Annotated in this window: 17 protein-coding genes and 2 pseudogenes; 6 read left to right on the top strand and 13 right to left on the bottom strand. The window is 71.3% G+C overall.

The features are described from left to right. Window positions 1-5: 5 nt before the first annotated feature. On the bottom strand, window positions 6-2144 hold the full coding sequence (kdpB, locus tag OHB41_RS05250; RefSeq protein WP_266696766.1) for a potassium-transporting ATPase subunit KdpB: 2139 nt from the start codon (window positions 2142-2144) through the stop codon (window positions 6-8). A gap of 894 nt (window positions 2145-3038) precedes the next feature. On the opposite strand from kdpB (OHB41_RS05250), the gene OHB41_RS05245 reads away from it, so the two are divergent. Beyond that, window positions 3039-3383 carry a hypothetical protein gene (locus tag OHB41_RS05245; protein WP_266696765.1) on the top strand — a complete coding sequence of 115 codons (345 nt, stop codon included), beginning with the start codon at window positions 3039-3041 and terminating at the stop codon, window positions 3381-3383. Window positions 3384-3403: 20 nt separating this feature from the next. Here OHB41_RS05245 and OHB41_RS05240 read toward each other — a convergent pair whose 3' ends face one another. The 10 genes from OHB41_RS05240 to OHB41_RS05195 all read right to left on the bottom strand — a co-directional run bounded on the left by OHB41_RS05240 (window position 3404) and on the right by OHB41_RS05195 (window position 15756). Then, the gene (locus OHB41_RS05240; RefSeq protein WP_266696764.1) at window positions 3404-3682 is read right to left on the bottom strand and encodes an Ig-like domain-containing protein; all 279 of its coding nucleotides are present in this window, start codon (window positions 3680-3682) and stop codon (window positions 3404-3406) included. A gap of 267 nt (window positions 3683-3949) precedes the next feature. Continuing rightward, on the bottom strand, window positions 3950-5599 hold the full coding sequence (gene kdpA, locus OHB41_RS05235) for a potassium-transporting ATPase subunit KdpA (RefSeq protein WP_266696763.1): 1650 nt from the start codon (window positions 5597-5599) through the stop codon (window positions 3950-3952). Window positions 5600-5601: 2 nt separating this feature from the next. Continuing rightward, a complete protein-coding gene (locus OHB41_RS05230; RefSeq protein WP_266696762.1) occupies window positions 5602-6462 on the bottom strand; it encodes a potassium-transporting ATPase subunit C in 861 nt (286 codons plus the stop codon). A gap of 2 nt (window positions 6463-6464) precedes the next feature. Next, entirely contained in the window at window positions 6465-8633 is a 2169-nt protein-coding gene (kdpB, locus tag OHB41_RS05225; RefSeq protein ID WP_526025031.1) for a potassium-transporting ATPase subunit KdpB, read from the bottom strand. Next, a complete protein-coding gene (gene kdpF, locus OHB41_RS05220; protein WP_266696761.1) occupies window positions 8633-8722 on the bottom strand; it encodes a K(+)-transporting ATPase subunit F in 90 nt (29 codons plus the stop codon). Before kdpF ends, kdpB (OHB41_RS05225) begins: the two co-directional genes overlap by 1 nt. Window positions 8723-8903: 181 nt before the next feature. Then, the gene (gene lysA / locus OHB41_RS05215; protein ID WP_266696760.1) at window positions 8904-10307 is read right to left on the bottom strand and encodes a diaminopimelate decarboxylase; all 1404 of its coding nucleotides are present in this window, start codon (window positions 10305-10307) and stop codon (window positions 8904-8906) included. Between the two features lie 9 nt (window positions 10308-10316). Further along, window positions 10317-10733: an SAV_915 family protein gene (locus OHB41_RS05210; protein WP_266696759.1), complete on the bottom strand. Its 417-nt coding sequence runs from the start codon at window positions 10731-10733 to the stop codon at window positions 10317-10319. A gap of 430 nt (window positions 10734-11163) precedes the next feature. After that, on the bottom strand, window positions 11164-12222 hold the full coding sequence (locus tag OHB41_RS05205; protein WP_266696758.1) for an NAD(P)-dependent oxidoreductase: 1059 nt from the start codon (window positions 12220-12222) through the stop codon (window positions 11164-11166). Window positions 12223-12502: 280 nt separating this feature from the next. Continuing rightward, entirely contained in the window at window positions 12503-13615 is a 1113-nt protein-coding gene (locus tag OHB41_RS05200) for an aminotransferase class V-fold PLP-dependent enzyme (RefSeq protein WP_266696757.1), read from the bottom strand. Window positions 13616-14043: 428 nt separating this feature from the next. Further along, window positions 14044-15756: an MFS transporter gene (locus OHB41_RS05195; RefSeq protein ID WP_266696756.1), complete on the bottom strand. Its 1713-nt coding sequence runs from the start codon at window positions 15754-15756 to the stop codon at window positions 14044-14046. Window positions 15757-16031: 275 nt separating this feature from the next. Here OHB41_RS05195 and OHB41_RS05190 point away from each other — a divergent pair, with 275 nt between their 5' ends. The 3 genes from OHB41_RS05190 (at window position 16032) to OHB41_RS05180 (ending at window position 20293) form a co-directional block, all read left to right on the top strand. Next, a complete protein-coding gene (locus OHB41_RS05190; RefSeq protein ID WP_266696755.1) occupies window positions 16032-16844 on the top strand; it encodes a TetR/AcrR family transcriptional regulator in 813 nt (270 codons plus the stop codon). A gap of 501 nt (window positions 16845-17345) precedes the next feature. Then, complete coding sequence (locus OHB41_RS05185) at window positions 17346-19220, top strand: FHA domain-containing protein (protein ID WP_266696754.1); 1875 nt, start codon at window positions 17346-17348, stop codon at window positions 19218-19220. A 335-nt stretch (window positions 19221-19555) separates the two neighbouring features. Further along, window positions 19556-20293 carry a L,D-transpeptidase family protein gene (locus tag OHB41_RS05180; protein WP_266696753.1) on the top strand — a complete coding sequence of 246 codons (738 nt, stop codon included), beginning with the start codon at window positions 19556-19558 and terminating at the stop codon, window positions 20291-20293. Window positions 20294-20338: 45 nt separating this feature from the next. Here OHB41_RS05180 and OHB41_RS05175 read toward each other — a convergent pair. Further along, a pseudogene (locus tag OHB41_RS05175) lies at window positions 20339-20530 on the bottom strand (response regulator transcription factor); the annotation flags it as partial. Window positions 20531-20534: 4 nt separating this feature from the next. Here OHB41_RS05175 and OHB41_RS05170 point away from each other — a divergent pair. Further along, window positions 20535-20738, top strand: a pseudogene (locus tag OHB41_RS05170) (heme-binding protein); the annotation flags it as partial. A 306-nt stretch (window positions 20739-21044) separates the two neighbouring features. Then, window positions 21045-22175, top strand: a complete 1131-nt coding sequence (locus OHB41_RS05165; RefSeq protein ID WP_266705678.1) for a metallophosphoesterase — start codon at window positions 21045-21047, stop codon at window positions 22173-22175. Between the two features lie 97 nt (window positions 22176-22272). On the opposite strand, the gene OHB41_RS05160 is transcribed toward OHB41_RS05165, so the two are convergent. Continuing rightward, window positions 22273-24741 carry a DUF8508 domain-containing protein gene (locus OHB41_RS05160; protein ID WP_266696752.1) on the bottom strand — a complete coding sequence of 823 codons (2469 nt, stop codon included), beginning with the start codon at window positions 24739-24741 and terminating at the stop codon, window positions 22273-22275. Window positions 24742-24927 lie beyond the last annotated feature (186 nt).

The following is a 24927-nucleotide window of genomic DNA, read 5'->3' as shown; positions in this document are numbered from 1 at the left end:
CCCCCTCATCCCAGCCCGGGCACTCCGGAGATCAGCAGGTCGATCAGCTTGATGCCGACGAAGGGCAGGACGAGTCCGCCGAGGCCGTACAGCATGAGGTTGCGCCGCAGGAGGTCGTGCGCCGACGACGGCGTGTAGCGCACGCCCCGCAGCGCGAGCGGGATCAGCGCGACGATGATCAGCGCGTTGAAGATGATCGCCGAGGTGATCGCGGACGTCGGGCTGTGCAGGCCCATGACGTTGAGCGACTTCAGGCCCGGATAGGCCCCCGCGAACATCGCCGGGATGATCGCGAAGTACTTGGCCACGTCGTTGGTGATGGAGAAGGTCGTCAACGCGCCCCGTGTGATGAGCAATTGCTTGCCGATCTGGACGATCTCGATGAGCTTGGTGGGGTTGGAGTCCAGGTCGACCATGTTCCCGGCTTCCTTGGCGGCCGAGGTGCCGGTGTTCATGGCCACGCCCACATCGGCCTGGGCCAGCGCCGGCGCGTCGTTCGTGCCGTCCCCGGTCATCGCGACGAGCTTGCCGCCCTCCTGCTCGCGTCTGATCAGCGCGAGCTTGTCCTCGGGGGTCGCCTCGGCCAAGTAGTCGTCCACGCCCGCCTCTTCGGCGATGGCACGGGCGGTGAGCGGGTTGTCGCCAGTGATCATCACCGTGCGGATGCCCATGCGGCGCAGCTCGGCGAAGCGCTCCCGGATGCCGTCCTTGACCACGTCCTTGAGATGGATCAGGCCCAACACGCGGGGGCCTTCCCAGTCGTACACCGCCACGAGCAGCGGGGTGCCGCCCGAACCGGCCACCGAATTCGCGAAGGCCCGTGCCTCGAGCGGGACTTGGGCGCCGTACATCTCCACCCACTCGATCACCTGCTGGGCGGCGCCCTTGCGGATCGCGCACACCGCACCGTTGTCCCAGCGCAGGTCGACGCCGCTCATCCGGGTCTGCGCGCTGAACCTCACCCACCGGGCATGATGCAGCTCCCCCTCGGCGGGCGCCCGCAGCCCGTACCGCTCCTTCGCCAGTACGACGACGGAGCGGCCCTCCGGTGTCTCGTCGGCCAGGGACGACAGCTGTGCGGCGGCGGCGAGTCGGCCCTCCTCGACGCCGGGCAGCGGGACGAAGGCGGCTGCCTCGCGGCTGCCCAGAGTGATGGTGCCGGTCTTGTCGAGAAGGAGGGTGCCCACGTCGCCCGCGGCCTCGACCGCGCGGCCGGACATGGCGAGCACGTTGCGCTGGACGAGCCGGTCCATGCCCGCGATGCCGATCGCGGACAGGAGCGCGCCGATCGTCGTCGGGATGAGGGTGACCAGGAGCGCGACAAGAACGGTGGTGGACTGGGCGGCGTCGGCGTACTCGGCCATCGGCTGGAGGGTGACGACCACCAGGACGAAGATGATCGTGAGCGCGGCGAGCAGGATGTTCAGCGCGATCTCGTTCGGGGTCTTCTGCCGGGAGGCGCCTTCGACGAGGGCGATCATCCGGTCCAGGAAGGAGTGTCCCGGGCGGGCACTGACGCGGACGACGATCCGGTCCGACAGGACCGTAGTACCGCCCGTGACCCCACTGCGGTCGCCGCCCGACTCGCGGATGACCGGCGCGGATTCCCCCGTGACGGCGGATTCGTCGACGGCCGCGACGCCGTCGATGACGTCGCCGTCGGCGGGGATGACCTCGCCGGCCTCGACCAGGACGACGTCGAGCGGTCCGAGGGCGGTGGCGGCCACGGCCTCCGTGTCGGCGTGGCGCGGGTCGGTGCCGTAGTTCCAGTGCCGCAGGCGCAGGGCGACCGTGTCCGTACGGGCTTTGCGGAGCGACTCGGCCTGTGCCCGGCCGCGGCCCTCGGCGACGGCCTCCGCGAGGTTCGCGAAGATCACCGTCAGCCACAGCCAGCCGCTGATGACCCAGGTGAAGACGGTGGGGTGGAGCACCGCGGACAGGGTCGTGAGGACGGCTCCCACGGACACGACGAACAGCACCGGGTTCTTCACCAGGGCCCGCGGGTGCAGTTTGCGCAGTGCCTCGGGGAGGGACTGCACGAGCTGGGCGGGTTCGAACAGCCCGCTCGGCGCCCGGCGTTTCGTCCCTTCCTCCGATCCGTGGACGCGGGACGGCGGGGCTTGCGGGGGAGCGGCGGGAATCATCGGGACCTTCGAGCCTCGGTGGGAACCGGCCCGGTGCGCTGCGCACGCCGACGGCCGGTCGAGCTGACACGGGTAGGGGTGGCCGCCGGGCTCCGCGGTGCCGGGGCCCCGGCACCGCGGACCTGTGCACGGACGTCGGCGACGGGATGACGACGAGAACGCCGCCGCGTGCTCGGCCGCCGGGAGGCCATGCGGATGCTTTCGGGCGAGAAAGGCATCCGAGACCGCTCCAGGAGGAGCGCCGTCAGGCCACTGACGTCCATGGCCTTTCCGGCGGCCGACGGAAAATATAGCCGGGCCGTGCCCTCGAACTGTCCGTTCCACCAGGGAATTTGCGCTTCTCTTACGGCGCGTCGGAGGCAGACGTCAAGGCTCCGTCATGGCAGGTGGGGAAGGCGTCAGGAGAACATCAACGGAGGACGTCGGAGGCCGTAAGCGGTCACAGACTGGGCGGCACGGGGGGACACGGGCGACCATCCGTGGCGTGACGCTGGAGGGTTCGTGACCTCCCCCGAGTTCTCGGCTTGCCTCGAACAGGGGGATTTCCACGACCGTCACCACGCGCAGTCCTGAGCGGGGGCCGGGACTGTGGTCCAGCCACAGCGCGGACCGGTCGCCCCGCCCGGGGGGTTCGCCCGGTCCGCGGCCAGGAAGGGGGCCGCGGACCGGACGCCCGCGGGCATCCCCTCCGTCGTGAGGCCGTGGCCGCGTGGGCCGCTCTGCGTCGCCGCCCCGGGCCACTCCGCCCGCGCGGCCGCGTCTCCTGCGCGTGGTCACGGCCTCAATGGCCGGGACCCTCTGTCCGGGCCGGGCGGCTCATGGCGAAGGCGCTCGGCAGGTACGTACACGCCCCCGGGCCGGCCGGGCCCGGGGCGACACGGGAGGCTGTCCATCATGAACGACTCCGACCTGGCCGCCCTGAGAGACCGGGCCGAGAAGGGCGACGAGGACGCCCTCGACGAACTGATCGAACTCGCCGCCGAGTGCGGTGATGTGGCGGAGTTGCGGCGTCTTTCCGACGCCGGGAACCCCACCGCGACGGACCAGTTGATAGAACTCGCGGCCGAGCAGGGTGATGTGGCGGAGTTGCGGCGTCTTTCCGACGCCGGGAACCCCACCGCGACCGACCAGCTGATCGAACTCGCCACCGAGCAGGACGACCTGGGCGAACTGCGACGTCTCGCCGACAGGGGCGACGCCACCGCCGCCGAGCAGCTCACCGAACTCCTCTCCGAGTGACGTTCACCCACGTCGGAGCTCTAGTGACGGATGTTGATCTCGTTGTGGATGTTGCCGACGTTGAAGTCGATCAGGCCGCCGCAGGCGAGGAGGCAGGCCCCGTTGGCAGGCGGGGGCACCGGCGCGGCTGAGATCACTACCGTGGCCTCCGCGTTCGAGGCGCTGCAGTTGTCGCTGCCGTTGTAGGCGGCTGTGATCGTGTGTGTTCCGACGGTGGACAGGTGGGCCGAGTAGACGGCTGTCCCAGTGGCGGTGACGGGCACGGTGTCCAGGCTGTCTCCACCGTCGAAGAACGTCATACCGAGTCCGCCGCTGAGGCCGCCGGAAACTCCGGCTCTATGCGCTCCCCATTCCGGCGATCGGTACGGATTCAAGGAGTGCCCATGGCGGTCTCATTTGATCAGGGGAACGCGCGGTCCCTCCGGCTCCGCAGGCCGGAAACCCCGACGGCGCGGCCCGCCTGGTGGCGGCCGCGCCGGGTCACACACCGACGCCGTCGTGGCCGTCGTGTGCGGGATGCCGTCCGGCTGAGCCTGTGACGGGCCGGGAGCTCAGCCGGTACGGGGTTACAGGAGCCCGTCGGCGATGGTGCCGAGGGACAGCGCCGGCAGGAAGTTGAGCAACGCCAGGATGACCGCCGCGGCCGTGGCGAGGACGACGAAGTTGACACCCTGGGCGCGCAGCGTGCCGACGGTGACGACGCCCGGCTGCTGCTTGGCGAGCCGTCCGGCCAGGGCCAGCACGGCCACCATCGGGAGATACCGCCCCGCCAGCATCGCGACCACCATCAGGAGGTTGTGGAAGTCCGTGGCGCCGTTGAAGCCCGCCATCGCGCTGCCGTTGCTGTTGGTGTTGCTCGTGTAGGCGTAGATCAGCTCGGTGAGACCGTGCGCCCCCGGGTTGCCCATCGAGGTCTGGCCGTCGCCGAAGGCGAGCGCGACGCCCGTGCAGGCCAGGATGACGGTGGGCGGGATCAGCGCGTACACCACGACCCAGCGCATCTCCCCGAACCCGATCCGCTTGCGCAGGTATTCGGGCGTGCGGCCGACCATCAGACCGCCGATGAAGACGGCCACCAGCACCACCATGATCAGGCCGTACAGTCCGCTGCCCGTGCCACCGGGCGCGATCTCGCCGAGCATCATCGCGGACAGCAGCACCCCGCCGCCGAGACTGGAGAAGCTGTCGTACGAGGAGTTGGCCGCGCCGTCCGCCGAGCCCGTGGCCCCCACGCCGAACAGCGTCGAGCCGGGGACGCCGAAGCGGGTCTCGGTGCCCTCGTACGGGCCGCCGACCGCCTGGGTGACCGTGCCGGTGTGCGCGGACTGGGCCAGCGTGCCGGCTACGAGGAGCAGGCCGAAGAGGATGCCGACGACCGTCAGCAGGGTCCAGCTCTGCTTCAGGCTGCCGATCATCCGGCCGAACATGCGGATGCAGGCCGTCGGGATCAGCAGCATCAGCACGATCTCGAAGGCGTTGGTCCAGGCGCTCGGGTTCTCGAAGGGGTGGGCGCTGTTGGCGTTGAAGACGCCGCCGCCGTCACCGGTGAAGAGCTTGATCGGCTCCCAGGAGCCGACCGGTCCGTCGAGGATCGTCTGCTTGCCGCCCGCGACCGTGGTGACGGTGTGGCCGGCGCCGAGCCCCTGGATCACCCCGCCCGCCAACAGGATCAGGCCACCGACGACCGCCATCGGGAGCAGGACGCGGAAGATCGTCCGAAGGAGGTCCACCCAGAAGTTGCCGAGGTCGGCGGTGCTGCGCCGGACGAGCCCGCGCACCAGGACGAGCGCCACGCAGATACCGACCGCCGCCGACGCGAACGCCTGGACCCCCAGACCCGCCATGACGGCGAGGTGCCCGGTGGTGGACTCGCCGGCGTAGTTCTGCCAGCTGGTGTTGGTCGTGAAGGAGACGGCGGTGTGCAGCGCGAGCCGCCACGGCATGCCCGCGTGACCCGTCGACCAGGGCAGCTTGCCCTGGAGGGTGAAGAGGGCGAAGAGCGCCGCGATGCTCATGACCGAGAAGGCGAGCAGTGCGGTGAGGTAGTGCCGCCAGGTCTGCTCCCTGTCCGGGTCGATGCCGCACGCGCGATAGAGGGCTCTCTCCCCGCGCCAGTGCCGGCCGCCGTCCAGGACTCGGGCCATGTAGTCGCCGAGCGGAACGTGCAGCCCCACCACCACGGCGAGGACGAGCGATGCCTGGATCCAGGCGGCCATGATCAGGCTCCCTGCTGGGGGTAGGTACGGTCGAGCGCGACGTTCAGCTCGACGACATCGACGCCCGGCTCGCCGAGCACGCCGAGCGTGCGGCCGGTGGTGTACTTCTCGATCAACTCGCGTACGTCGGCCACGTCCGCGCCACGCTCGCGGGCGACGCGGGGCGCCTGGAGCTTCGCGTACGCGGGGCTGATGTGCGGGTCGAGCCCGCTGCCGCTCGCGGTCACCGCGTCGGCGGGGACGACCGGGTCGGCCGGCGCGTCGCCACGTACGGGGACGGTCACGGCACGGCTGTAGTCCGTGCCGGGCTCGGCGCAGACGACGTCAACTCCCTTGTAGGAGCTGACGAACGGCCTGGCCGGACATGCCTGGTCGAGACTGACGACCTTGGTGACCCGGCCGCGCGTACCGCCGTCGTGGAAGACGCCGAGGACCGCTCCCACACCGTCCGGTGTGCAGAACGGGCGGGAGCCGTCGACGCCTTCGAGCTCGCCGACCGCCTTGCTGCGCCCGCACACCAGGGTGAGCAGGCTCGGCCTGTCCGCCGTGTCGACGACGGACTCGGGGCCCTGGTTCCCGGCTCCGGACGCGGTGGCGTCGTACCCCGTACCGGCGTTGGACGGCCGGGACTGGAAGTACCGCTTCAGCGGGTTGCCCTTGGCGTCCGTGAACGACTGGCCGATCAGGGAGGATCCGGCGTCCCTGCCGTCGGCGGCGGTGACCTCGGACCTGCCGTCCAGGCCGGGGACCTGGGCGAAGGCCGTCATGGCCAGCGGATAGGCCAGCCCGGTCAGGAGGGTCAGTACGAGGACCACCCGGAGCGCCGCGAGGTGCTGGGCGAGCCAGTGCGGGATGCGTGTCATGGTCAGATCCCCGGGATGAACTGGACGAGGGCGAAGTCGATGAACTTGATGGCGAGGAAGGGCGCGACGACGCCGCCGAGCCCGTAGATCCACAGGTTGCGGGTGAGCAGCGCGGAGGCGGACGACGGCCGGTAGCGCACACCGCGCAGGGCGAGTGGGATCAGCGCCACGATGACCACCGCGTTGAAGACGACCGCGGAGAGGATCGCGGACAGCGGCGAGTGCAGATCCATGATGTTGAGCCGGTCGAGCCCCGGATACACGGCGGCGAACATCGCGGGCAGGATCGCGAAGTACTTGGCGATGTCGTTGGCGATCGAGAACGTCGTCAGCGCGCCCCGGGTGATGAGGAGTTGCTTGCCGATCTCGACGATCTCGATGATCTTCGTGGGGTCCGAGTCCAGGTCGACCATGTTGCCGGCCTCCTTGGCGGCCGACGTACCCGTGTTCATCGCCACGCCGACGTCCGCCTGCGCGAGCGCCGGGGCGTCGTTCGTACCGTCACCCGTCATCGCGATGAGGTGACCGCCGGCCTGCTCCCGTTTGATGAGCTCCAGCTTGTCCTCCGGCGTGGCCTCGGCCAGGAAGTCGTCGACGCCCGCCTCCTCGGCGATCGCCTTCGCGGTCACCGGGTTGTCGCCGGTGATCATCACCGTACGGATGCCCATCCGGCGCAGCTCGTCGAAGCGTTCCCGCAGACCCGGCTTGACGACGTCCTTGAGGTGGACGACGCCGAGCACCTCTGCCCGGCCGTCACTCGTGGACCGCGCCACGGCCAGGGGCGTACCGCCCGACGCGGAGACCTGGTCCACGACCGCCCCCAGCGCGAGCGGGACCTCACCGCCCCGCTCGCGCACCCAGGCCGAGACCGAAGCCGCGGCGCCCTTGCGCAGCCGCTGCCCGTCGGGAAGGTCGACTCCGGACATGCGGGTGGCGGCGGTGAACGGCACCCACTCGGCGCCGTTCGCGACCTGCTGGGTCAACTCGTGCTTCTCGTAGGCGAACTCGACGACGGAACGGCCCTCAGGCGTCTCGTCGGCCAGGCTGGAGAGAAGCGCGGCCCGCGCCAGCCGCTCCATGGGGACGTCCCCGACCGGGAGGAACGCGCTCGCCCGCCGGTTGCCGAAGGTGATCGTGCCCGTCTTGTCGAGCAGCAGGGTGTTGACGTCACCGGCGGCCTCGACGGCCCTTCCGGACATGGCCAGTACGTTCCGCTGCACCAGCCGGTCCATGCCCGCGATACCGATCGCCGAGAGCAGCGCGCCGATCGTGGTCGGGATCAGACAGACGAGCAGCGAGACGAGGACGATGGCGGTGACACCGTTCGCGTTCAGCGCCGCGGTGTCGTGCGCGGCGGCCATCGCGTCCTTGGAGAAGATCGCCATCGGCTGGAGGGTCACGACCGCGACCAGGAAGACGAAGGTCAGCATGACCAGCAACAGGTTGAGGGCCAGCTCGTTGGGCGTCTTCTGCCGGTTGGCCCCCTCGACCAGGCTGATCATCCGGTCCAGGAAGCTGTCCCCGGGTTCCTGGGTGACGCGTACGACGAGGTGGTCGGAGAGCACCCGGGTGCCTCCGGTGACCGCGCTGCGGTCGCCGCCCGACTCACGGATGACGGGCGCCGACTCACCGGTGATCGCCGACTCGTCGACGCTCGCCGCGCCCTCGATGACGTCGCCGTCTCCGGGGATGAACTCCCCGGCCGGTACGGACACGATGTCGCCCCGCCTCAACTCCGAGGCGGCGACGGCCTCTTCGAGGTAGGCGTCCTTGGCGGCCCCGGGCTCCCAGCCCGCGAGCCGCCACGCGGTGGTCTGCTGCCGGGTCCGGCGCAGCGAGTCGGCCTGCGCCTTGCCGCGGCTCTCGGCCACGGCCTCGGCGAGGTTGGCGAAGACCACCGTCAGCCACAACCAGCCGGTGATCAGCCAGGCGAAGAGACCGGGGTGCACCATCGCGATGCCCGTGGTCAGCGCGGCACCGACCTCGGTCACGAACATGACCGGGTTACGGAACAGGGTCACCGGATTCAGTTTGGTGAACGCCTGCGGGAGCGCGCGCCACAGCTGTGTCGGATCGAGCATTCCGGCGCCGACCCGGCGCGGCGGCTTCTCGATTCCGGGCGGAGGGGAGGCCGGCACCGGTGCGGGCAGGGTCTGGGCGGGGGCGGACATCAGAACTTCTCCGGCTTGATCAGCGCGATGATCAGGTAGGCGAGCAGGGCGACGGCCACGATCAGGCCGACGGTGTTCTCCACGGTCATCGAGACCTCGTTCCCATGGGCAAGGGGGTGTTGTGGGGGTGACGCGGGGGTGACAGGGGGGATCTTCATGAGGTGCGGGCACGCGGTGGCGGCCACCTGCTTCCTGTCAGGGCACGAGTGGCTGCCACCGAGTGCCGGCGGCGGGCGGGAGCGCCGGCGCAGGACCGGAGCGGTCCCGGGACTACACCCCGATGTCCCGGCGGCTCATGTCGTCCAGTGACTCGCGGCGCACCAGGACACGGGCGGCACCGTCGGACACCGCCACCACCGGGGGCCGGCCGACCAGGTTGTAGCCGGAGGCCATGGAGAGGTGGTACGCACCGGCCGCGGGGACGGCGAGGAGGTCGCCGGGGTGCACGTCGCCCGGGAGTGCCACGTCCTCCGCGAGGACGTCACCCGCCTCGCAGTGCCGGCCCACGACGGTGACGAGACGGGGCGGCACCGCCGAGGGCCGGCCGACGAGCCGGGGCGCGTACCGCACCCCGTACAGCGCGGGCCTCGGGTTGTCGCTCATGCCACCGTCGACGGCCACGAAAGTGTGCTCCCCGGTGCGCTTGACCGAGAGGACCCGGTAGACGGCGACTCCCGCGGGCCCGATGATCGCCCGGCCGGGTTCGAGGGTGAGCCTGGGCACGGGCAGCCCGGCGCGGGCGCAGCCGTCCTCGAGTTCGGCGCGGACCCGGCCGGCCAGGACCCCGACGTTCAGGTTCTCCTCGCCGGGTCGATAGGCGATGGCGTGACCGCCGCCGATGTCCAACTGGGGGAGAGCGACGCCGTGCTGGTCGCGCATCCGGGCCATCAGCCCGACCACACGGTGTACCGCGGTGACGTACGGCTGGACGGAGGTGATCTGCGAGCCGATGTGGCAGTGCAGGCCGACGAGTTCGAGTTGCGGCTGGTCGAGTATCCGGGCGACGGCGTGCTCCGCGGACCCGTCCGTGATCGAGAGCCCGAACTTCTGGTCGTCGGTGCCGGTGCGCACCTTGGCGTGCCCGCCCGCCGCGATACCGGGCACCACCCGCACCATGACCTTCTGACGGCTGTCGGGGGGAGTGACCGCGGCCAACCGGGCGATCTCGGATTCGCTGTCCACGACGATGCGGCCGACGCCGAGCCCGAGCGCCGTGCGCAGGTCCTCGGGGCTCTTTGCGTTGCCGTGCATCACGATCTTCTCCGGCGGGAAGCCGGCGCTCACGGCGAGTTCGAGTTCTCCGGCGGAGCAGACGTCGAGGCCGAGGCCCTCCTCCCGCACCCAGCGCACCACGGCCCGCGACAGGAACGCCTTGGCCGCGTAGACGACGTCGGCCTCGGGGAACGCCGTGCGGTAGGTGCGGCAGCGTTCGCGGACCTCCTGCTCGTCGAGGACGTAGACGGGGGTGCCGAAGCGGTCGGCGGTCTCGGTGAGGGAAACGCCGCCGACACGGACGTCGCCGTCGGCGGCGGAGCGGGCGGAGCGTGGCCACACGGACAGGCCGTCGGCATCCCTGGCGTCGGCGTCGGCGTCGTCGGAGGTGCCGGCGGTGCCGAGGACGCGGGGCGATGCCTGAAAGGCCATGTCCTGAAGGGGGGCGTCCTGGATGGACATGGTGTCTCCTCAGCCGATCAGCAGGTTCAGGCACGCGACGACGGCGGCCGCGCCGGTCACCCGCAGGGCGCCGACGTGTTCGGGATGCCAGCGGCGCCAGGAGTTTCCCCGCTCGCGGACCGTGGCCGCGGCGCGGTCGACCGCGGGGGCGGAGAACGACGGGTCGACGACGAGGGCCGTGACGCCCAGGGGCGCGGCGAGCGCGCGCAGCGCGGGTTCGGAGAGCTTGAGGTGGGGGTGGTCGGCGCCCAGCGTGGCGGTGAGCTTCGCCGCCGAGGTGAAACCGACGGCCGTACGGCCGCCCAGGGGGGTGCGGAAGAACCGGGCCGTGGAGCCCGCGTACCCCGGCCGGACAGGAACGAAGAGAAGTCCGGCCGGGAAGCGTTCGGAGGGTTCGGGGTCCTCGGCATGCTCGACTGGAGACATGGTGCTGCTCCTCGGAGAAGGCGACGTGCGTCGTCCGGTCGGATCGGCCGGACGCATCGACGAAGCTATGCCCCGCCGACCTGGGCCGGGGCCCGGCGCTGACGGATGCTTGACGGGAAGCGGCGTACCCATAACGCGTCACTGACGATCGCGGGGATGCGCGGTCGACGTGGGACGGAGTTCCCGGGCGGGAGCATGGCCGGAGTTGCCGGGCGGGGCCGAAGTGGGAGTTGCCGGGCGGCGCCGCGGTCGGAGTTGGCGGGCCGGAGCATGGCCGGAGTTGCCGGGCGGGGCCGCACTGCGCGGCGTTGCCTCGAGGCGGTGGCGCGCGGCGCGCAGTGGATCGAGCCGGCCGGACATGCCACCTAGACACCCGGTGGGCCGCCCGACACGGTGGGGCCGGTGGGCCTCGTCGCGTCGATGACGCCTGTCACACGGTCGCCACGGGCACGCCGTGCGGGCGGTCGGCGAGCAGGGCCGCGATGTGGTCCGCGCACCGGACGGCCGCCGTGGCCATGGCGCTCCTGGTCATCCCGGCGACATGCGGGGTCAGCAGGGCGTTCGGCAGACCGAAGAGCGGTGAGGTGAAGACGGCGTGCTCGTGTTGGAAGGTGTCCACAGCCGCTGCCCTGAGCGGATGCGCGGGGTCGAGCAACGCGTCGGCCAGCGCCTGTTCGTCGACGATTCCACCCCGGGCGGTGTTCAGCAGGATCGACCCTGGACGCATCAGAGCCAGTTGCTCCCGTCCGACCAACCCTCGGGTCTGCGGGGTGAGCGGCAGATGCAGGGAGACCACGTCACTGGTGGTCAACAGCGCGGTGAGGGAACGGGCCCGGGGCACCGATGCGTCGGCCGGACGTCGTGAGAGGGCCTGGACCTCCATGCCCAGCGCGGTCGCCCGTCCGGCCAGGGCCAGACCGATCCGGCCCAGCCCGACGATGCCCAGGGTCAGCTCCGTCAGCTCCACCGCCGGCGCGGCCGGGGTGCGCCAGCCGGCATCGTGCGCGGCCTCGTCGTGCGCCCGGAGATCTCGGGTCAGGGCGAGCAGTTGAGCCAGGGCGAACTCGGCGACCGCGTTCGCGTTGGAGCCGGGGGTATGGGTCACAGCCACCCCGTGTCGCGCGGCGGCCGCCAACTCGACGTGATCGGTGCCCGCTCCGGCCCGGCCGACCACGCGGAGCCGGTTGGCCAGGCCCGCGTCGGTCGCCGCCGCGAGGAACGCGGCGCGCAACGGCACCCCTGCGCGGGACTTGACCGCGTGGTAGCCGAGTCCGTCCCGGACGGTCTCGGCGAGCAGCGCGGACTCGTCGAAGGCGTCGAAGTCGGTGAAGTCCACCCGGCCGGCCCAGGCAGCCCGCGCCCCGGCGTGATCGGCCACCCGCCGGAGGTTCAGGGTGACGGCCAGCCCGTGGCCGAGCAGACGCTCCAGTTCCCGACCGAGCAACTCGCCAGGAGCCGCGTCCAGCAGCAGTACTCGGGCTCGCTCCACGTGATCATCCCTTCCCCCGCACGCACGAACCCTGCTGCGATCCGGTGACCGGTCACCGAGAGCCCCCTCGGCAACGCGATTCCGCACCTACGGCGGATGCCTCTCAGGGCGCGAAGGCGCGCTGCACGGTGAGAGCCAGGGCCTTGCGGCGTGCGTCGTGAGCGGCTTCGGGTTCGCCCTTGTGGGCGGCTGAACTAGTTTGTTTTCTCGCTGGCGCCGCAACGTGCCGCACTGACCCGGACCCGGAGGCCGGACCGCGGGCTGCCGCCGTCGGCCGGGTTCAGCCGCGCAGCGACGACAGCGCGGCGGCTACCCGTGCGGATGCCTCCGGCGGGGTCGAGGCGTGCGGGGACAGCCTGAGCGAGTCGGCGCGCACCGTCGGAGTGACACCCTCGGCGTGCAACGACTTCGCGACGACGGAGGGGTCGTGGTCCGGCATCGTGAAGGAGAGGATGCCCGCGCGCCGCACGGGGTCGGTGGGGGAGAGGACGTGGCCGCCACGCTCCCTGACGACCTCGGTGAGTTCGTCGATCCGCGCGGCGATCGCGGCTTCGATCGCCGCGACGGTGTGCCGCTCGACGAGGTCGAGTGCGGCCGCGAGCGCGGCGGCCGTCACCGGGCTGAGATTGGTGATCGACCACCGTTGCGCGTCCGGGGCGGGCGGGTGCTCCGTCCCGTCGAAGAGGCCGACGTCCTCGACGCCCGTCCAGCCGGTGAGGACCGGCTCCAGGGATTCCAGCGCGCGATCGGAGAGTGCGGCGAAGCCGGTGGCCCATCCCGCGCGCAGCCATTTCTGGCCGCCCGCGACCACCACGTCGGCGGCGTCCCAGGCCATGCGGGCCACCCCGAACGCCTGGATGGCGTCCACGATCAGCAACCGGTCCGGTCCGATCGCCTCGCGCAGCGCCGCCAGGTCGGTACGGAAGCCGGTGCGGAAGTCCACGGCGCTGACGGACACGGCGACGACGTCGTCGGTCAGCGCGGCGCGGACGAGGCCGGGGGTGACCCCGGCCCCGGGCGCCGGTGTGAGCCAGCGCGGTACGGCCCGGCCCAGATCCGCGGAGCGGCGCCACGGGTAGTGGTTGGCGGGGAAGTCGGTGCGCGGAGCGAGGACCACGCCCTCCGGGATGCCGAGAGCGGCGTGGAACATGCCGGTGGACGCGTTCGGCAGCAGCACCGTGTGACCGCTGTCGGTGCCGGCGAGGCGGGCGGCCGTGTCCCGTGCGGTGGCCTCCGCGCGCATCAGGCCGTCCACGGTGGTGTGGTCGGCGCGGGCGGACTCCTCCATGGCTCGCGCGGTGGCAGCCACGGCGTCCCGCGACGGCGGACCGAACCGTGCGAAGTCGAGGTACCCGGCGGGCGTGTCGAAATGGGCTGCGTACGACGTGAGCACGGGGCTCGTCCTTCCCGGAGGCTGTGGTGCGGGTGGTGCGGGTGGTGCGGGTGGTGCGGGTGGTGCGGTGGGGGTGCGTCGGGTGGGGAGTGCCGCGTGGCGCGCCGCGTGCGGAGCGCCGTGCGTCCGATGGACCGGTGTCCCGCCGTCCACCGTCGCGAGCCCACCCCTACCTGCCCGAACGGTACGTGTTTCGCGCGCCGCGGACCGGTCCGGGGTGCCGGTCCCTTTCCACGGCCGGTGCCACCGTGTCCCCCTTGGGCTCGCGGCCGGTTCGAGCGGACCGTGTCCCGAACAGTGCGGGCCCCGCCCCGCTCCGCCTGCGACGCGGCGGCGGACCGCGCTGCGCCGCAGAATGAGACGGGACGGGCGGGACCTCCTCAAGGGTGCCCGCCCGTCCCGTTCGCAAATGCCGGTGCGGCCGGGTGTCAGTGCCCGGCGGATTCCTCGGGGCGCGCGTGGCGCGGCAGGAGGAACGCGAGCAGGAAGGTCAGGGCGAGCATGCCGTCGACGATCCAGAGCAACGTCTTCATGACGGAGCCGAAACCGCTCCGGAAGGCCGACGAAGCGGTCGCCTCCAGCACGGCGGGTATCCGGGCGCCGGCCTGGGGCGAGGTCAGGGCGGAGCGGGTGTCCTTCTCCAGGCGGGCGCAGGACGCCGGGGCCGCGGCGGGGTCCTTGGCGACGGCCCGGTCCGAGGCGCACTCACGCAGGTCGGCCACGACACGCTCCTGAGCCGCGGGTGCGACGTGCGCGGCGGCCAACTGACCCCGCAGACCGTCCGAACGGTGGTCGACGGCGGTGGCGATCCCGCCGCCCAGCAGGCCGAAGAAGACGGTGCCGAGGATGGCCACGCCGAAGGCGCCGCCGAGCTGCTGGACCGCGGTCATCGTGCCGGACGCCGAACCCGTCTCGTGCTGCTCGACGCTGGCGAGCACGATGTCGAAGAACGGTGCCATGAGCAGGCCCATCCCGATGCCGGTGACGAGCAGCGACGGCAGGAGCTGCCAGGGGCCGACGCCGGCCCCCACCTGGTCGAGGGTCAGCCACACGCCGAACACGCCGACCGCCATGACCAGCGCGCCCGCCTGAAGCACGGTCCGCCCGAACCGCGCGACACCCTGGGCGAGCCCGAAGCCGACGATCATGCCGGCCGACCACGGCACCATCACCAGTCCCGCCTTGAGCGGCGAATAGCCGAGGCCGATCTGGGTGTAGAGGTTGAAGACCAGCATGAACCCCTGCATGGTCGAGAAGAAGACCAGCCCGAGGATCATGCCGCCGCTGAACCCACGCTTGCGGAAGAGGCTGGGGACGACCAACGGGTCCTGGCCGGCCTTGCCGCGGCTGGACTCGTACGTACCGAAGGCGATGAAGACGACCACCGAGGCGGCCATCATCAGGAACGCCCATACGGGCCAGTCGTACTCGCGGCCCTGGACGAGCGGGAAGATGATGAGCAGGGCGGCCAGCGAGACCAGGAGCATGCCGGGGACGTCGAGGCGCGGCTTGCTGCCGGACCGACCCCTCGGCAGGTAGCGCACGGCGCCGAGGATGGCCGCGCCGCCCAGCGGCAGGTTGATCAGGAAGATCATCCGCCAGCCGGTGCCGAAGTAGTCGGCGTCCACGAGCCAGCCCGCCAGGATCGGCCCGCACACCGCGGACAGTCCCATGACCGGGCCGAACATGCCGAAGGCCTTCTGCGACTCCTTCGGCGGGAACATCTCCTTGATCATGCCGAGGCCCTGGGGCAGCATCACCGCGCCGAACAGGCCCTGTACGACGCGCGCGCCTATCAGCATCTCGGGCGACACGGACACGGCGCACAGCAACGATCCCAGGGTGAAGCCGGCGGCTCCCACCAGGAACATCCGGCGGCGCCCGTGGATGTCCCCGAGCCGCCCTCCGGTGACGAGCCCGACGGCCATCGAGAGGGTGTACGCGGCGGCGAGCCACTGCAGCGTGGAGGCGCCGCCGCCGAGGTCGGCCCGCATGGAGGGGCCGGCGATGTTCGTGACGACGGCGTCGAGGAGGTCCATCACCTCGGCCGCGAGGATCACGAAGAGGGCGGCCCAGCGCCACCGGTAGGGCACTGGTGAGTCGATGGGCGTCTCGGTGGACGCGACACCGGTGGTGGACATCGGAACTCCTCACGGAAGGGTCGCGCCACGGTGACGACTCGCGGGCGCGGTGGCGCGGATGGATGCGACGGCCCGACTTGCCGGTAAGGGCCCGGAGAGACGGACGACCGGACCGGAGAACGGTGTTCACCCTAACAGAACAGCGCTCACCGAGAGAACGGCGTTCATTAAGATATAGCGCAACTTCGCGGAGCGGACAAGATATATCGCGTTTGATGGAGGTGAACGCCGCTCACCGCAGGAGAACGCTGCTCTCCCGTGCCTAGACTGACGTCATGACCGACGCGGCCCCCGGCACCCCCGCACCTCCTCCGCCGTCCCCCTGGGAGCGCGAGCGCCCCGCCCGCGCCCGCGTCGCGCCCGCACGTACGCCGCTGTCGCGCGAACGCATCGTGGAGGCCGCCTTCACCGTGCTGGACCGCCAGGGGCTCGACCGTCTGTCGATGCGCCAGGTGGCGGCGGAGCTGGGGGTCACGGTCTCCGCGCTCTACGCCTACGTCAGCTCCAAGGACGACCTCCTGGAGCTCATGTACACCCGGCTCTTCGACGGCTTCGAGCCGCCCGCACCCGACCCGGAGCGGTGGCAGGAGGAGGTGCGGGAGTACGCCCGCTCCGGACGGCGGCGCCTGCTGTCCCACCGGGACATGGCCAGGATCTCCATGGCCCACGTGCCCTTCACCGCAGAACTGCTGCCGCACGTCGAGGCGTTGCTCGCCGTCTTCCGCACCGCCGGACTGCCCGACCGCATCGCGGCGGAGGCCGGTGACCTCATCTCCACCTACATCGACGGGTTCGCCCTGGAGGAGGGCATGTGGCGGGACCGGGCCGCTCGGCAGAGCGGTGAGGGTTCGTCGCCGGCCCGCCCCGACTGGCGCGAGATGGCCGACGAGATGCAGGACTACTTCGCCTCCCTGCCCGCGGCGGACTTCCCCCATCTGCGCGCCCTGGCCGGGATGATGGTGACGGACTCCTCCGACGAGCGCTTCGACATCGGTCTGGAGATCATCCTGCGCGGCCTGGCGAGCTACCTGCCGGACGCGGCGGCCCGTGCGGGCGCGGACGACTCCCGGACCCCGGACGCCGGCTGATCCACGGCACCTCCGGCCGATCCGCGGCACCTCCCGCATTCCTGTGGCGACGCACTCGACGCCGGCGGGCGGTGGCGGGCGGCGACGGGTGTCGCGGTACGCGCCGGTCGTCTCCCCGGAGCATGCGAGGGGGAGTTCGCCTTCGGCCGTCCCCGCGGACCGTCACTCCAGTGACGTCGGGGCAGCGGGTGACGGCTCGGGCGCAGCGGGACCGTGACGTCGCCGGCGCGGTCCGTCCCGGCGTCGTCGGAGGGACTCCCGTGCGGCTCCGGAAGAGGGCATGATGGGTCATCAGTACCGGTCAGGCGACGCTATGCTGTCGTCAAAAGTGAATCATTTACCGTTCAAATACGTCGAGCGGACGTCGCTCCGTCCTACCCGTCACTCGCTGTCCGGTCACATCCGCGCAGAGGTGCGTTCCGATGGCACCGCGGCAGCGGCATGTCGTCAACCCTGGAAGGAAGTGCCGTGGCGCCGGTGCTTGTTGGACACGAAGGCTTGTTGGCCGGAGAACGGATACCGGTCATCGGCACCCGGGTCACCTTCGGACGCAACCCCGATAACACCGTCGTCATCTCCAGCCTGAGCGTTTCACGCTTCCACGCGGAAATCGTCCTCGACGAGACCCAGGGCTATGTACTGCGTGACTGCGGCAGCAGCAACGGAACGCTGGTGAACGGCGAGGAGATCGATTCCCGGCTGCTCAAACCCGGGGACGACATCACCATCGGCGACCAGGAGTTCCGGTTCGAGGTTCCGGACGCCATGGAGACGATCATGGCGCTCTCGCTGCCGAGGTCCCTGACGCTCGGCGGTGAGGAGCTCGCGCACGGACCGGTGTTGCGGGTCACCGTCGCGGGCGGCGGACCCGTCGGCCTTTCGCTCGCCCTGCTGCTGGAGCACTTCCTCGGCGCCCAGGCGCAGATCACCGTGTACGACGGCCGGTGGCGCAAGCAGGGCCGCAAGATCGTCTGGAAGGACGCGAGCCAGGGCAACGTACGGCGCCAGCAGGTGGTGACCGTGCAGAGCCGCCAGTACCTCGGCCTGCCCCAGGAAGTGCGCGACCGGCTCTTCGACGCGGACAACTACACCGAGATGTGGCCCTCAGGACCCGACTCGGTCGGCGATCACCACCCGCGCAACATGCGCATCGCCTACATCGAGGACCGCCTGCTGGAGGTGGCCAACGAGAAGAAGGGCCGGATCCAGCTCGTTCCGGCCAGGTTCAGCATCGAGGAACAGCAGGACACTCTGGCCACGCAGCACGTCCTCGCGATCTGCGACGGCGGGCGGTCGCGCACCCGTGAGCACTTCGCCGCCAAGTTCGGCAAGGCGGACGAGTCCATCTACTCACTGGACGGCCGTCATCTGCAGGACGTGGTACTCGGCCTGCGCGTGAAGTCGGGCCTGACCGACCCCATGGCGGTGCTGCTGACCGTGGCGCAGAACCGGTTCCTGCTCAACTCCCTGCGCGGCGAGGGCTTCCTCAACATGCGCCTGACGGACGCGGAGACGGCGGAGGTGGTCGGCATCGACCCCGTGCGCCGCGTCTTCGAGGAGTGCATCGCCTCCCGCCCGTGCCTGATGGGGCGCGACGAGCACGGTGACTTCCAGTGCTCCACGCACAGCACCCTGTTCCTGCCGGCCCTGATCAGGGGTTCGGCGCTGTGGAAGCGGGTGCACGAGGGGCTGCGTCTGTTCGGCGTGGAGGCGGACGACCTGAGCGCGGTCACCTCCTTCCGCCTGGACATGGTGCAACGTCCGCGTTTCACCGCCGAGCTGCTGCCGCCCACGGCCAACTCCACGGGCACGTACGGCTTCCTGCTGGGCGACGCCGCCAACGCCATTCACTTCTGGCCGGGACGGGGACTCAACAGCGGCCTGGCGTCCGCGATCTCGCTCGCACGGTCCCTCAACGGAGCCTGGAACGGCAAGCCCTTCCGGGACGCGGACTTCCTGCGCCACGAGGCCGCGATGTCGATGCTCCAGTACCGCCACAAGAGCCGCGCGTGGAAGGCGATGGTGACCACCGACGACCAGGGAGCCACCTGGGCGATCAAGGACATCATCGCGCACGGCATCGACGGGATCGCCGACGAGCCGGACCGCGAGGCGGACACCGCGACGCTGCTGGAGCGGATGCGGGGGATCCGTTCCCGGCTGGCGGTACGCATGTCCGGCATGCCGGACGACGAGGCGATCCTGGAGCGGCTGGGGACCTTGCAGAGCAGCACGCTGCGCATGCTGGTGCTCAGTGGTGCCTGGGACACGCTCACGATGGGCGGCGAGGAGGTCGACATCGACATCTTCTACGGTCAGGACTCCGCCGCGGCCGCCGCCGCCGTCGAGGCCCTGGAGCCGGTCGCCCAGCTCTGAGGACCGTCGGGGCCGTAAGGACCGTCGGTACGCGCGCTCTTGCGGCGACCGACGGTCCGCGCCCCCACCTCGCCCCGCCCTCCGGAGCCTCCGGAGCGTCCTCGGATCGGGCGTTCTCGGAGTGGGCGTTCTCGCAGGATCAGCTCCGGACGGCGGGACGGCACGGCGGCCGACGAAGCCCTGCTAGGCCGGATGCCCGGTCGGGATGCGGCCGTCGTCCGGACCGCAACAGAATCCTGATCATGTGGAGATCCTCTGGGACCCGGCACTCCCGGCACTCCCACCGAGCCGTGCCACGTCGCGGTTCGCGCCAACCCGGCGGTCCACGGCAGGCCATGGCCGCGACCGTCGCCTGCGGTGTCCTCTTGGGCGCCATGACGGCGTGCGGTGCCATCACCGCGGGGACGAGCCCCGGCGGGGCGGCGCAGACCGACCGCACGCCGGCCTCCGCGCGGCCCCGCCCGGCACCCGCCCCCCGCCCGGCGTCCGCCTCCCGCGTCCCCGGCATCGGAGACATGATGTGGGAGCAGGTTCCCGCCGCCACCCGTCAGGTGGTGGCCGTCTACGGCGATGACGAGGACTCGCCCGACGGCCTCGTCGTGCTCTACGAGCGGCGCAGGGCGAACTGGGAACGGACCGCCGACTGGCGCGCGCACAACGGCAGGCTGGGCTGGACGACCGACCACCGCATGGACGACGAGCGCAGCCCGGTCGGCGTCTTCACCCTCTCCGACGCGGGCGGGACACTCGACGACCCGGGGAGCCTGCTGCGTTACCGGCAGGACGCCCACGCCTTCGCGTCCCCGGCGGACGCGGACGAATCCCACCGGCACGACTTCGACTACGTCATCGCCATCGACTACAACAGGCTCAGGGGCACCCCGCCGTACGACTGGAGCCGGCCTCTGGGCGAGGACAAGGGCGGGGGGATCTGGCTGCACCTGGACCACGGGGACGGCACGTCGGGCTGCGTCACCATCCCCGAGTCCGGGATGAGGACCCTGCTGCGCACCCTCGACCCCCTGCGTCGTCCCGTCGTGGTGATGGGAGACCGGGAGTACCTGCGGCGCTGAGGGCGAGGGGTGTCATGCCGGGAGGCGACGGACACCGCGCCCGCCTCACGGCAGCAGGCGTTGTTCCTTCGCCGGCGCCACCGCGCCGGCTCGCGTGGCGACGCCGAGCTCGTCGTTGATCCGGCCGAGGTGGGCCTTCACCGTCGCCTCGCTGACGTGCGGCGCCCTGGCGATCTCCCGGTTGCCGAGGCCCTGGGCGAGCTGCGCGAGGATGTCGCGCTCACGGTCGGTGAGCGAGCCCTGGAACGCGCCCACCTCCGAGCTCGCCGGGCCACCGGCTCAGGTACCGAACCCGAAGGACATTCCGGGCACGCCGTTCCTCGCGGGTGGCGCGCCCGTCGCCGTCAAGGGAGCCCCGGTCGCCGGGATCGGCGTCGCGGGCGCTCCCACCGGTGACCTCGACGAGAGGTTCGCCGCCGCGGGCGTGGCGGCGCTGAGCCGCTGACCGGGCAGAGGGTCAGGGTGTGACGAGGCGCGGTTCCGCGGCAGGGGGAACCGCGCCTCCGGCCCACTCCGGCCCGGCGGCTCCGGCGGCCGCGGTGCGAGGATGGAACGGTTCACCTTGGCGTCAGCGGATGTGGGGGTAGGGACCGTGCTGGACGATCAGTCGGCGGAGGCCGCGGCAGGACAGGAGGGCGGGGTCCTCGGCACCTCGGCACCACCCGTGGAATCCACCGGGAAGGAATCCGCCGGAACGGAATCCGCGGGGCGGGAATCCGCCGGGAGGCGTTCCGTCACGACCTGGCGCCGGCTGTTCGGTGGGCTCGTCGTCCTCGCCGTGCTGGTGTCCCTGTTCTTCCTGCCGTGGTGGGTGCTGCTGGCCTCGGGCACGGGGTGGCCGTTCCCGGTCGCACTGGGCGGCGGCGTCCTGTTCGGGGTCGCGCTGGTCGCGTTCCCGGTGATGATGGCCCTGGGCCACGGCCGCCGGCAGTCGGACCCGGCGGCTCGTACGGGCGACACGATCCTCGGTGTGATCTGGGTGCTCTTCGCGTGGTCGGCCCTCGGAGGCGTGCTGCGGCTCGGCCTGGCCGCCGCCGGTGTCGGCGGGCAGGGCGTGGCCAGAAGCGTGGCGGTGGCTGTCGCGGTCATCGCGGCGCTGCTGCTGGCCTGGGGCTACACCGAGGCCATGCGGCTGCCCCGGGTCCGGCAGGTCGAGGTCACCCTCCCGCGGCTGGGCCCCGGGCTGGACGGGACCCGTGTGGTCGTCCTGGCAGACACCCACTACGGGCCCATCGACCGGGCCCGCTGGTCGGCGCGGGTCGTGGACGCGGTCAACGCCCTCGAACCCGACGTCGTCTGCCACGCGGGCGACATCGCCGACGGCACGATCGCCAAGCGCCGGGAGCAGGCCGCGCCCCTGGGGAGGGTCCGCTCACGCCTGGCCAGGGTCTATGTCACGGGCAACCACGAGTACCTCGGGGAGGCCCAGGGCTGGCTCGACGAGATGGCCCGGCTCGGCTGGGAGTCGCTGCACAACCGTCATGTCGTCGTCGAGCGTGGCGGCGACCGCCTCGTCCTCGCGGGGGTGGACGACCGTACGGCCGCCTCGTCCGGCTTGGCCGGGCACCGCGCCGACCTCCCCCTCGCCCTCGCGGACGTCACTTCCGATCTGCCGGTGCTCCTGGTCGCCCACCAGCCCAAGCAGGTGGCCCAGGCGGTGGCGGCCGGGGTCGACCTCCAGGTCTCGGGTCACACCCACGGCGGCCAGATCTGGCCGTTCCACTATCTGGTACGACTGGACCAGCCCGTGGTGCAGGGCCTCAGCCGGCACGGTGAGCGGACCCAGCTCTACACCAGCCGTGGTGCGGGCTACTGGGGTCCGCCGTTCCGGATCTTCGCACCGAGCGAGATCAGTCTGCTCGTGCTCCGGTCGCCCGTGTGACCTGACGGTCCGCCGCGGCTCGCACCCGTCCTGCTCCGGATCGGGCCCTCCGCCCGGCGCGATCGCGCCGGGCGGAGGGCCCGAGGAACTGCTCGGGCTACTTTCCCCGGCCCGGCTTGGGCTGGTATGCCTTCCTGCCGCACTTGTTCACGTCGATCCGGACGACCTGGGGGTCGTGGTCGCTCGCCTGGTCGGCGAACTCCGCGTTGATGTGGACGACGTCGTAGTCGTAGTGGTTGATGGAGGGGCTGGTCAGGATGTGGTCGAGGGTCTGGCTGTTGCCGTCGAAGACGTAGCTGTAACGCTCCCTCACCGGAAGGGTGTTGATGAGGTCGGTGAGGACGTCGCCGTTGTCGGTGAGGGTCTTGACCGCGTCGGAGAACTCGTAGTCGTTGAGGTCACCGAGGGCCACGATCCGCGCCTTGGGGTCGGCGGCGAGGACGGAGTCGACGAAGGCGTTCTCCTCCGCGGCCTGGAGCCCCCGCTGGGTCTCCGAGGAGCGGGTCGGCTCCTGGAAGCGGCCGTGCATCGGGTCGTCGCCACCCTTGGAGTTGAAGTGGTTCGCGATGACGAACACCGTCTCGCCCTGGAACCTGAACTCGCCGACGAGGGGCTTGCGGCTGTTGGCCCACGCGTCACTCGTGGGGTCGATGCGGCCCGGTGAGGCGGAGAGGCGGACCTCGTGCTTCCGTCTGTCCTTGACCACGGAGACGGCGGTGGTGGAGGTGTCACCGGTGGACGGGCGGTCCACGAAGGAGACCCGCTCGGGGTTGAAGAGGAACACCTGGCGGATGTTGCCGCCGGGCTCGCCGCCGTCCTGGTCGTTCACCGGATTGACGTAGCGCCAGGAGTACTTCGGGCCACCCGCCGCGGTGATGGCGGCGGTGAACCTGGTCAGCGTGGCCTCGGCGGAGACGGTGCCGTCGTCGGTGGCGCCGTTGTCGTCCTGGATCTCCTCCAGAGTGACGATGTCGGGGGAGGAGAGGTTGGTGACGATGCCCTTGGCGAGGCGGGCGAACTTGTCGGCGCCGTCCGTCGGGTCGAGGTTCTCGACGTTGTAGGTGGCGAGGGCGAGTTCCTTGCCCTTCTGCTTGCGCGTCACCTCCTGCTTGAGACCGTTGTCCACGGCCCTGCCGGTGGTGGCGGAGGAGGGGGCGAGCAGATAGCCGCCGAAGGAGGCGTAGTCGACCAGGCCCGTGGTGGTGCCGGACAGCTCGTCGCCGACGTTGAGGGTCGGGGTGGAACCGTCGGCCGCGACGATCTCGATTCGGCCGGTGTTCTGCTGGTCGTAGGCGCCGTAGAGGGTGCCGCCGCGGTTGGTGGGCCGCTCGTGGGGCTTGGCGGTCACGAACATCTCGCCGTACGAGTTGGTCGCGCCGGTCACCCGGGCGTCGCGGACCGAGGCGCGCATTCCTTCGATGGACTCGTAGAAGTCCTGGGAGTAGACGCTCGGTTGGAGGGGGAGGCCCTCGATGCTGCCACCGTTCGCGGTGGGGGTGTACGTGCCCGGGACGGTCGTGTCGTCCAGGGCGACCGCGTCCGGGAGGGCGTTGCCGGTGGAGACGGTGGTGGAGACCGGGCTGCCGAGTTCGGTGACCGACTGGGTGCCGGTGCCCGGGTAGTACTCCGTGACCTTGCCGCTGACCAGGACCGAGTCGCCCACGGAGACGGTGGGCGCGGTGGAGCCGGTGTAGACGAGCAGGCCCTCGCTGGTGGCGGGGTCGGTGTCCGGGGTCGGGTCCTGGATCCAGTAGCCCTTGGAGCCCGTGGTGCGGACGGCGGTGACGATGCCGGGGACGCCCACCACGCTCTGGCCCTTGAGCGGCGAGAGACGGGTGGTGCCCTGGATGTCGTGGATCCGGAACGCGCCCGGGGTGGTGGGTCCGCCGGGACCGCCACCGGTGCCGCCCCCGTTCGCGGTCTCGCCCGCGCTGTTGGTGGCGGTGGGTGTACCGGCGGTGAAGTCGGCGGAGTTGTCGTCGGTGTCCGCGAGCGAGGCCGTGCGGGACACGGAGGTGGTGTTGCTCGCGACCGGCGCGGCGGTGCCCTCGCGGACGACGGCGGTGCCGTAGCCGAGGAGGTCCACGATGGCCGGGTCACCGGCACAGTCGGCGGCCGTCTTGCACGTCAGCGCCGTGGTCGACTTGACCAGGGCGACCGTGCCACTGGCCGCGGCCATCGCGATGTTGCCGCTGGCGTCGGCGGTCGGCAGCGCGGTGCTGCCACCGCTGCCCGCGCCCTCGGTGACCAGGTAGTCGCCGCCGGGGGCGAGCGCGCCGGTGAGGGGGGTGACCTGCCAGAGGGAGCCGGCGGCCGGGGAGGCCGGGAGGTACTGGACGCTGTACCCGTCGAGCGGATACGCGGCCGTCGAGCGGTTGGCCAGCTCGACGAAGTCGTTCGTGAGCGTGGCACCGGAGTTGCCGCCGCCGCCGTACGCCTCCGAGATCACGACATTCGTGGACGGCGTGGCAAAGGCGGCGGGCAGCGGCGCCATGACGACGGCCGCCGTGGCGGTCGCGGCCACGAACGCGGCGCCGGCTACGCGCACTGCGCTGGGTCTGTGCATCGGCACGGGGGTGACTCCTTCAACGTCCGCCGGACGAACGGCGCATGAGGTGGGGTCGGACAGGCTGGGACCTTGCGATCGGCTGAGGTTACGCGCGTAGAAATGGGCGTATCAAGGGGTGTGTCGTTAAATCTGTGGGTCCAGTGGCCGACTTTCCGTCTCGCGTCACACCCGGGCGGCCGTTCC

This window comes from Streptomyces sp. NBC_01571 (assembly GCF_026339875.1).
Taxonomy (GTDB): domain Bacteria; phylum Actinomycetota; class Actinomycetes; order Streptomycetales; family Streptomycetaceae; genus Streptomyces.
This window is presented reverse-complemented; position numbering and strand designations above follow the sequence as displayed.

Coding starts and splice junctions, on each gene's coding strand:
- kdpB (WP_266696766.1), bottom strand. CDS start 2,144: ATGATTCCCGCCGCTCCCCCGCAAGCCCCGCCGTCCCGCGTCCACGGA.
- OHB41_RS05245 (WP_266696765.1), top strand. CDS start 3,039: ATGAACGACTCCGACCTGGCCGCCCTGAGAGACCGGGCCGAGAAGGGC.
- OHB41_RS05240 (WP_266696764.1), bottom strand. CDS start 3,682: ATGACGTTCTTCGACGGTGGAGACAGCCTGGACACCGTGCCCGTCACC.
- kdpA (WP_266696763.1), bottom strand. CDS start 5,599: ATGGCCGCCTGGATCCAGGCATCGCTCGTCCTCGCCGTGGTGGTGGGG.
- OHB41_RS05230 (WP_266696762.1), bottom strand. CDS start 6,462: ATGACACGCATCCCGCACTGGCTCGCCCAGCACCTCGCGGCGCTCCGG.
- kdpB (WP_526025031.1), bottom strand. CDS start 8,633: ATGTCCGCCCCCGCCCAGACCCTGCCCGCACCGGTGCCGGCCTCCCCT.
- kdpF (WP_266696761.1), bottom strand. CDS start 8,722: ATGACCGTGGAGAACACCGTCGGCCTGATCGTGGCCGTCGCCCTGCTC.
- lysA (WP_266696760.1), bottom strand. CDS start 10,307: ATGTCCATCCAGGACGCCCCCCTTCAGGACATGGCCTTTCAGGCATCG.
- OHB41_RS05210 (WP_266696759.1), bottom strand. CDS start 10,733: ATGTCTCCAGTCGAGCATGCCGAGGACCCCGAACCCTCCGAACGCTTC.
- OHB41_RS05195 (WP_266696756.1), bottom strand. CDS start 15,756: ATGTCCACCACCGGTGTCGCGTCCACCGAGACGCCCATCGACTCACCA.
- OHB41_RS05190 (WP_266696755.1), top strand. CDS start 16,032: ATGACCGACGCGGCCCCCGGCACCCCCGCACCTCCTCCGCCGTCCCCC.
- OHB41_RS05180 (WP_266696753.1), top strand. CDS start 19,556: ATGGCCGCGACCGTCGCCTGCGGTGTCCTCTTGGGCGCCATGACGGCG.
- OHB41_RS05160 (WP_266696752.1), bottom strand. CDS start 24,741: ATGCACAGACCCAGCGCAGTGCGCGTAGCCGGCGCCGCGTTCGTGGCC.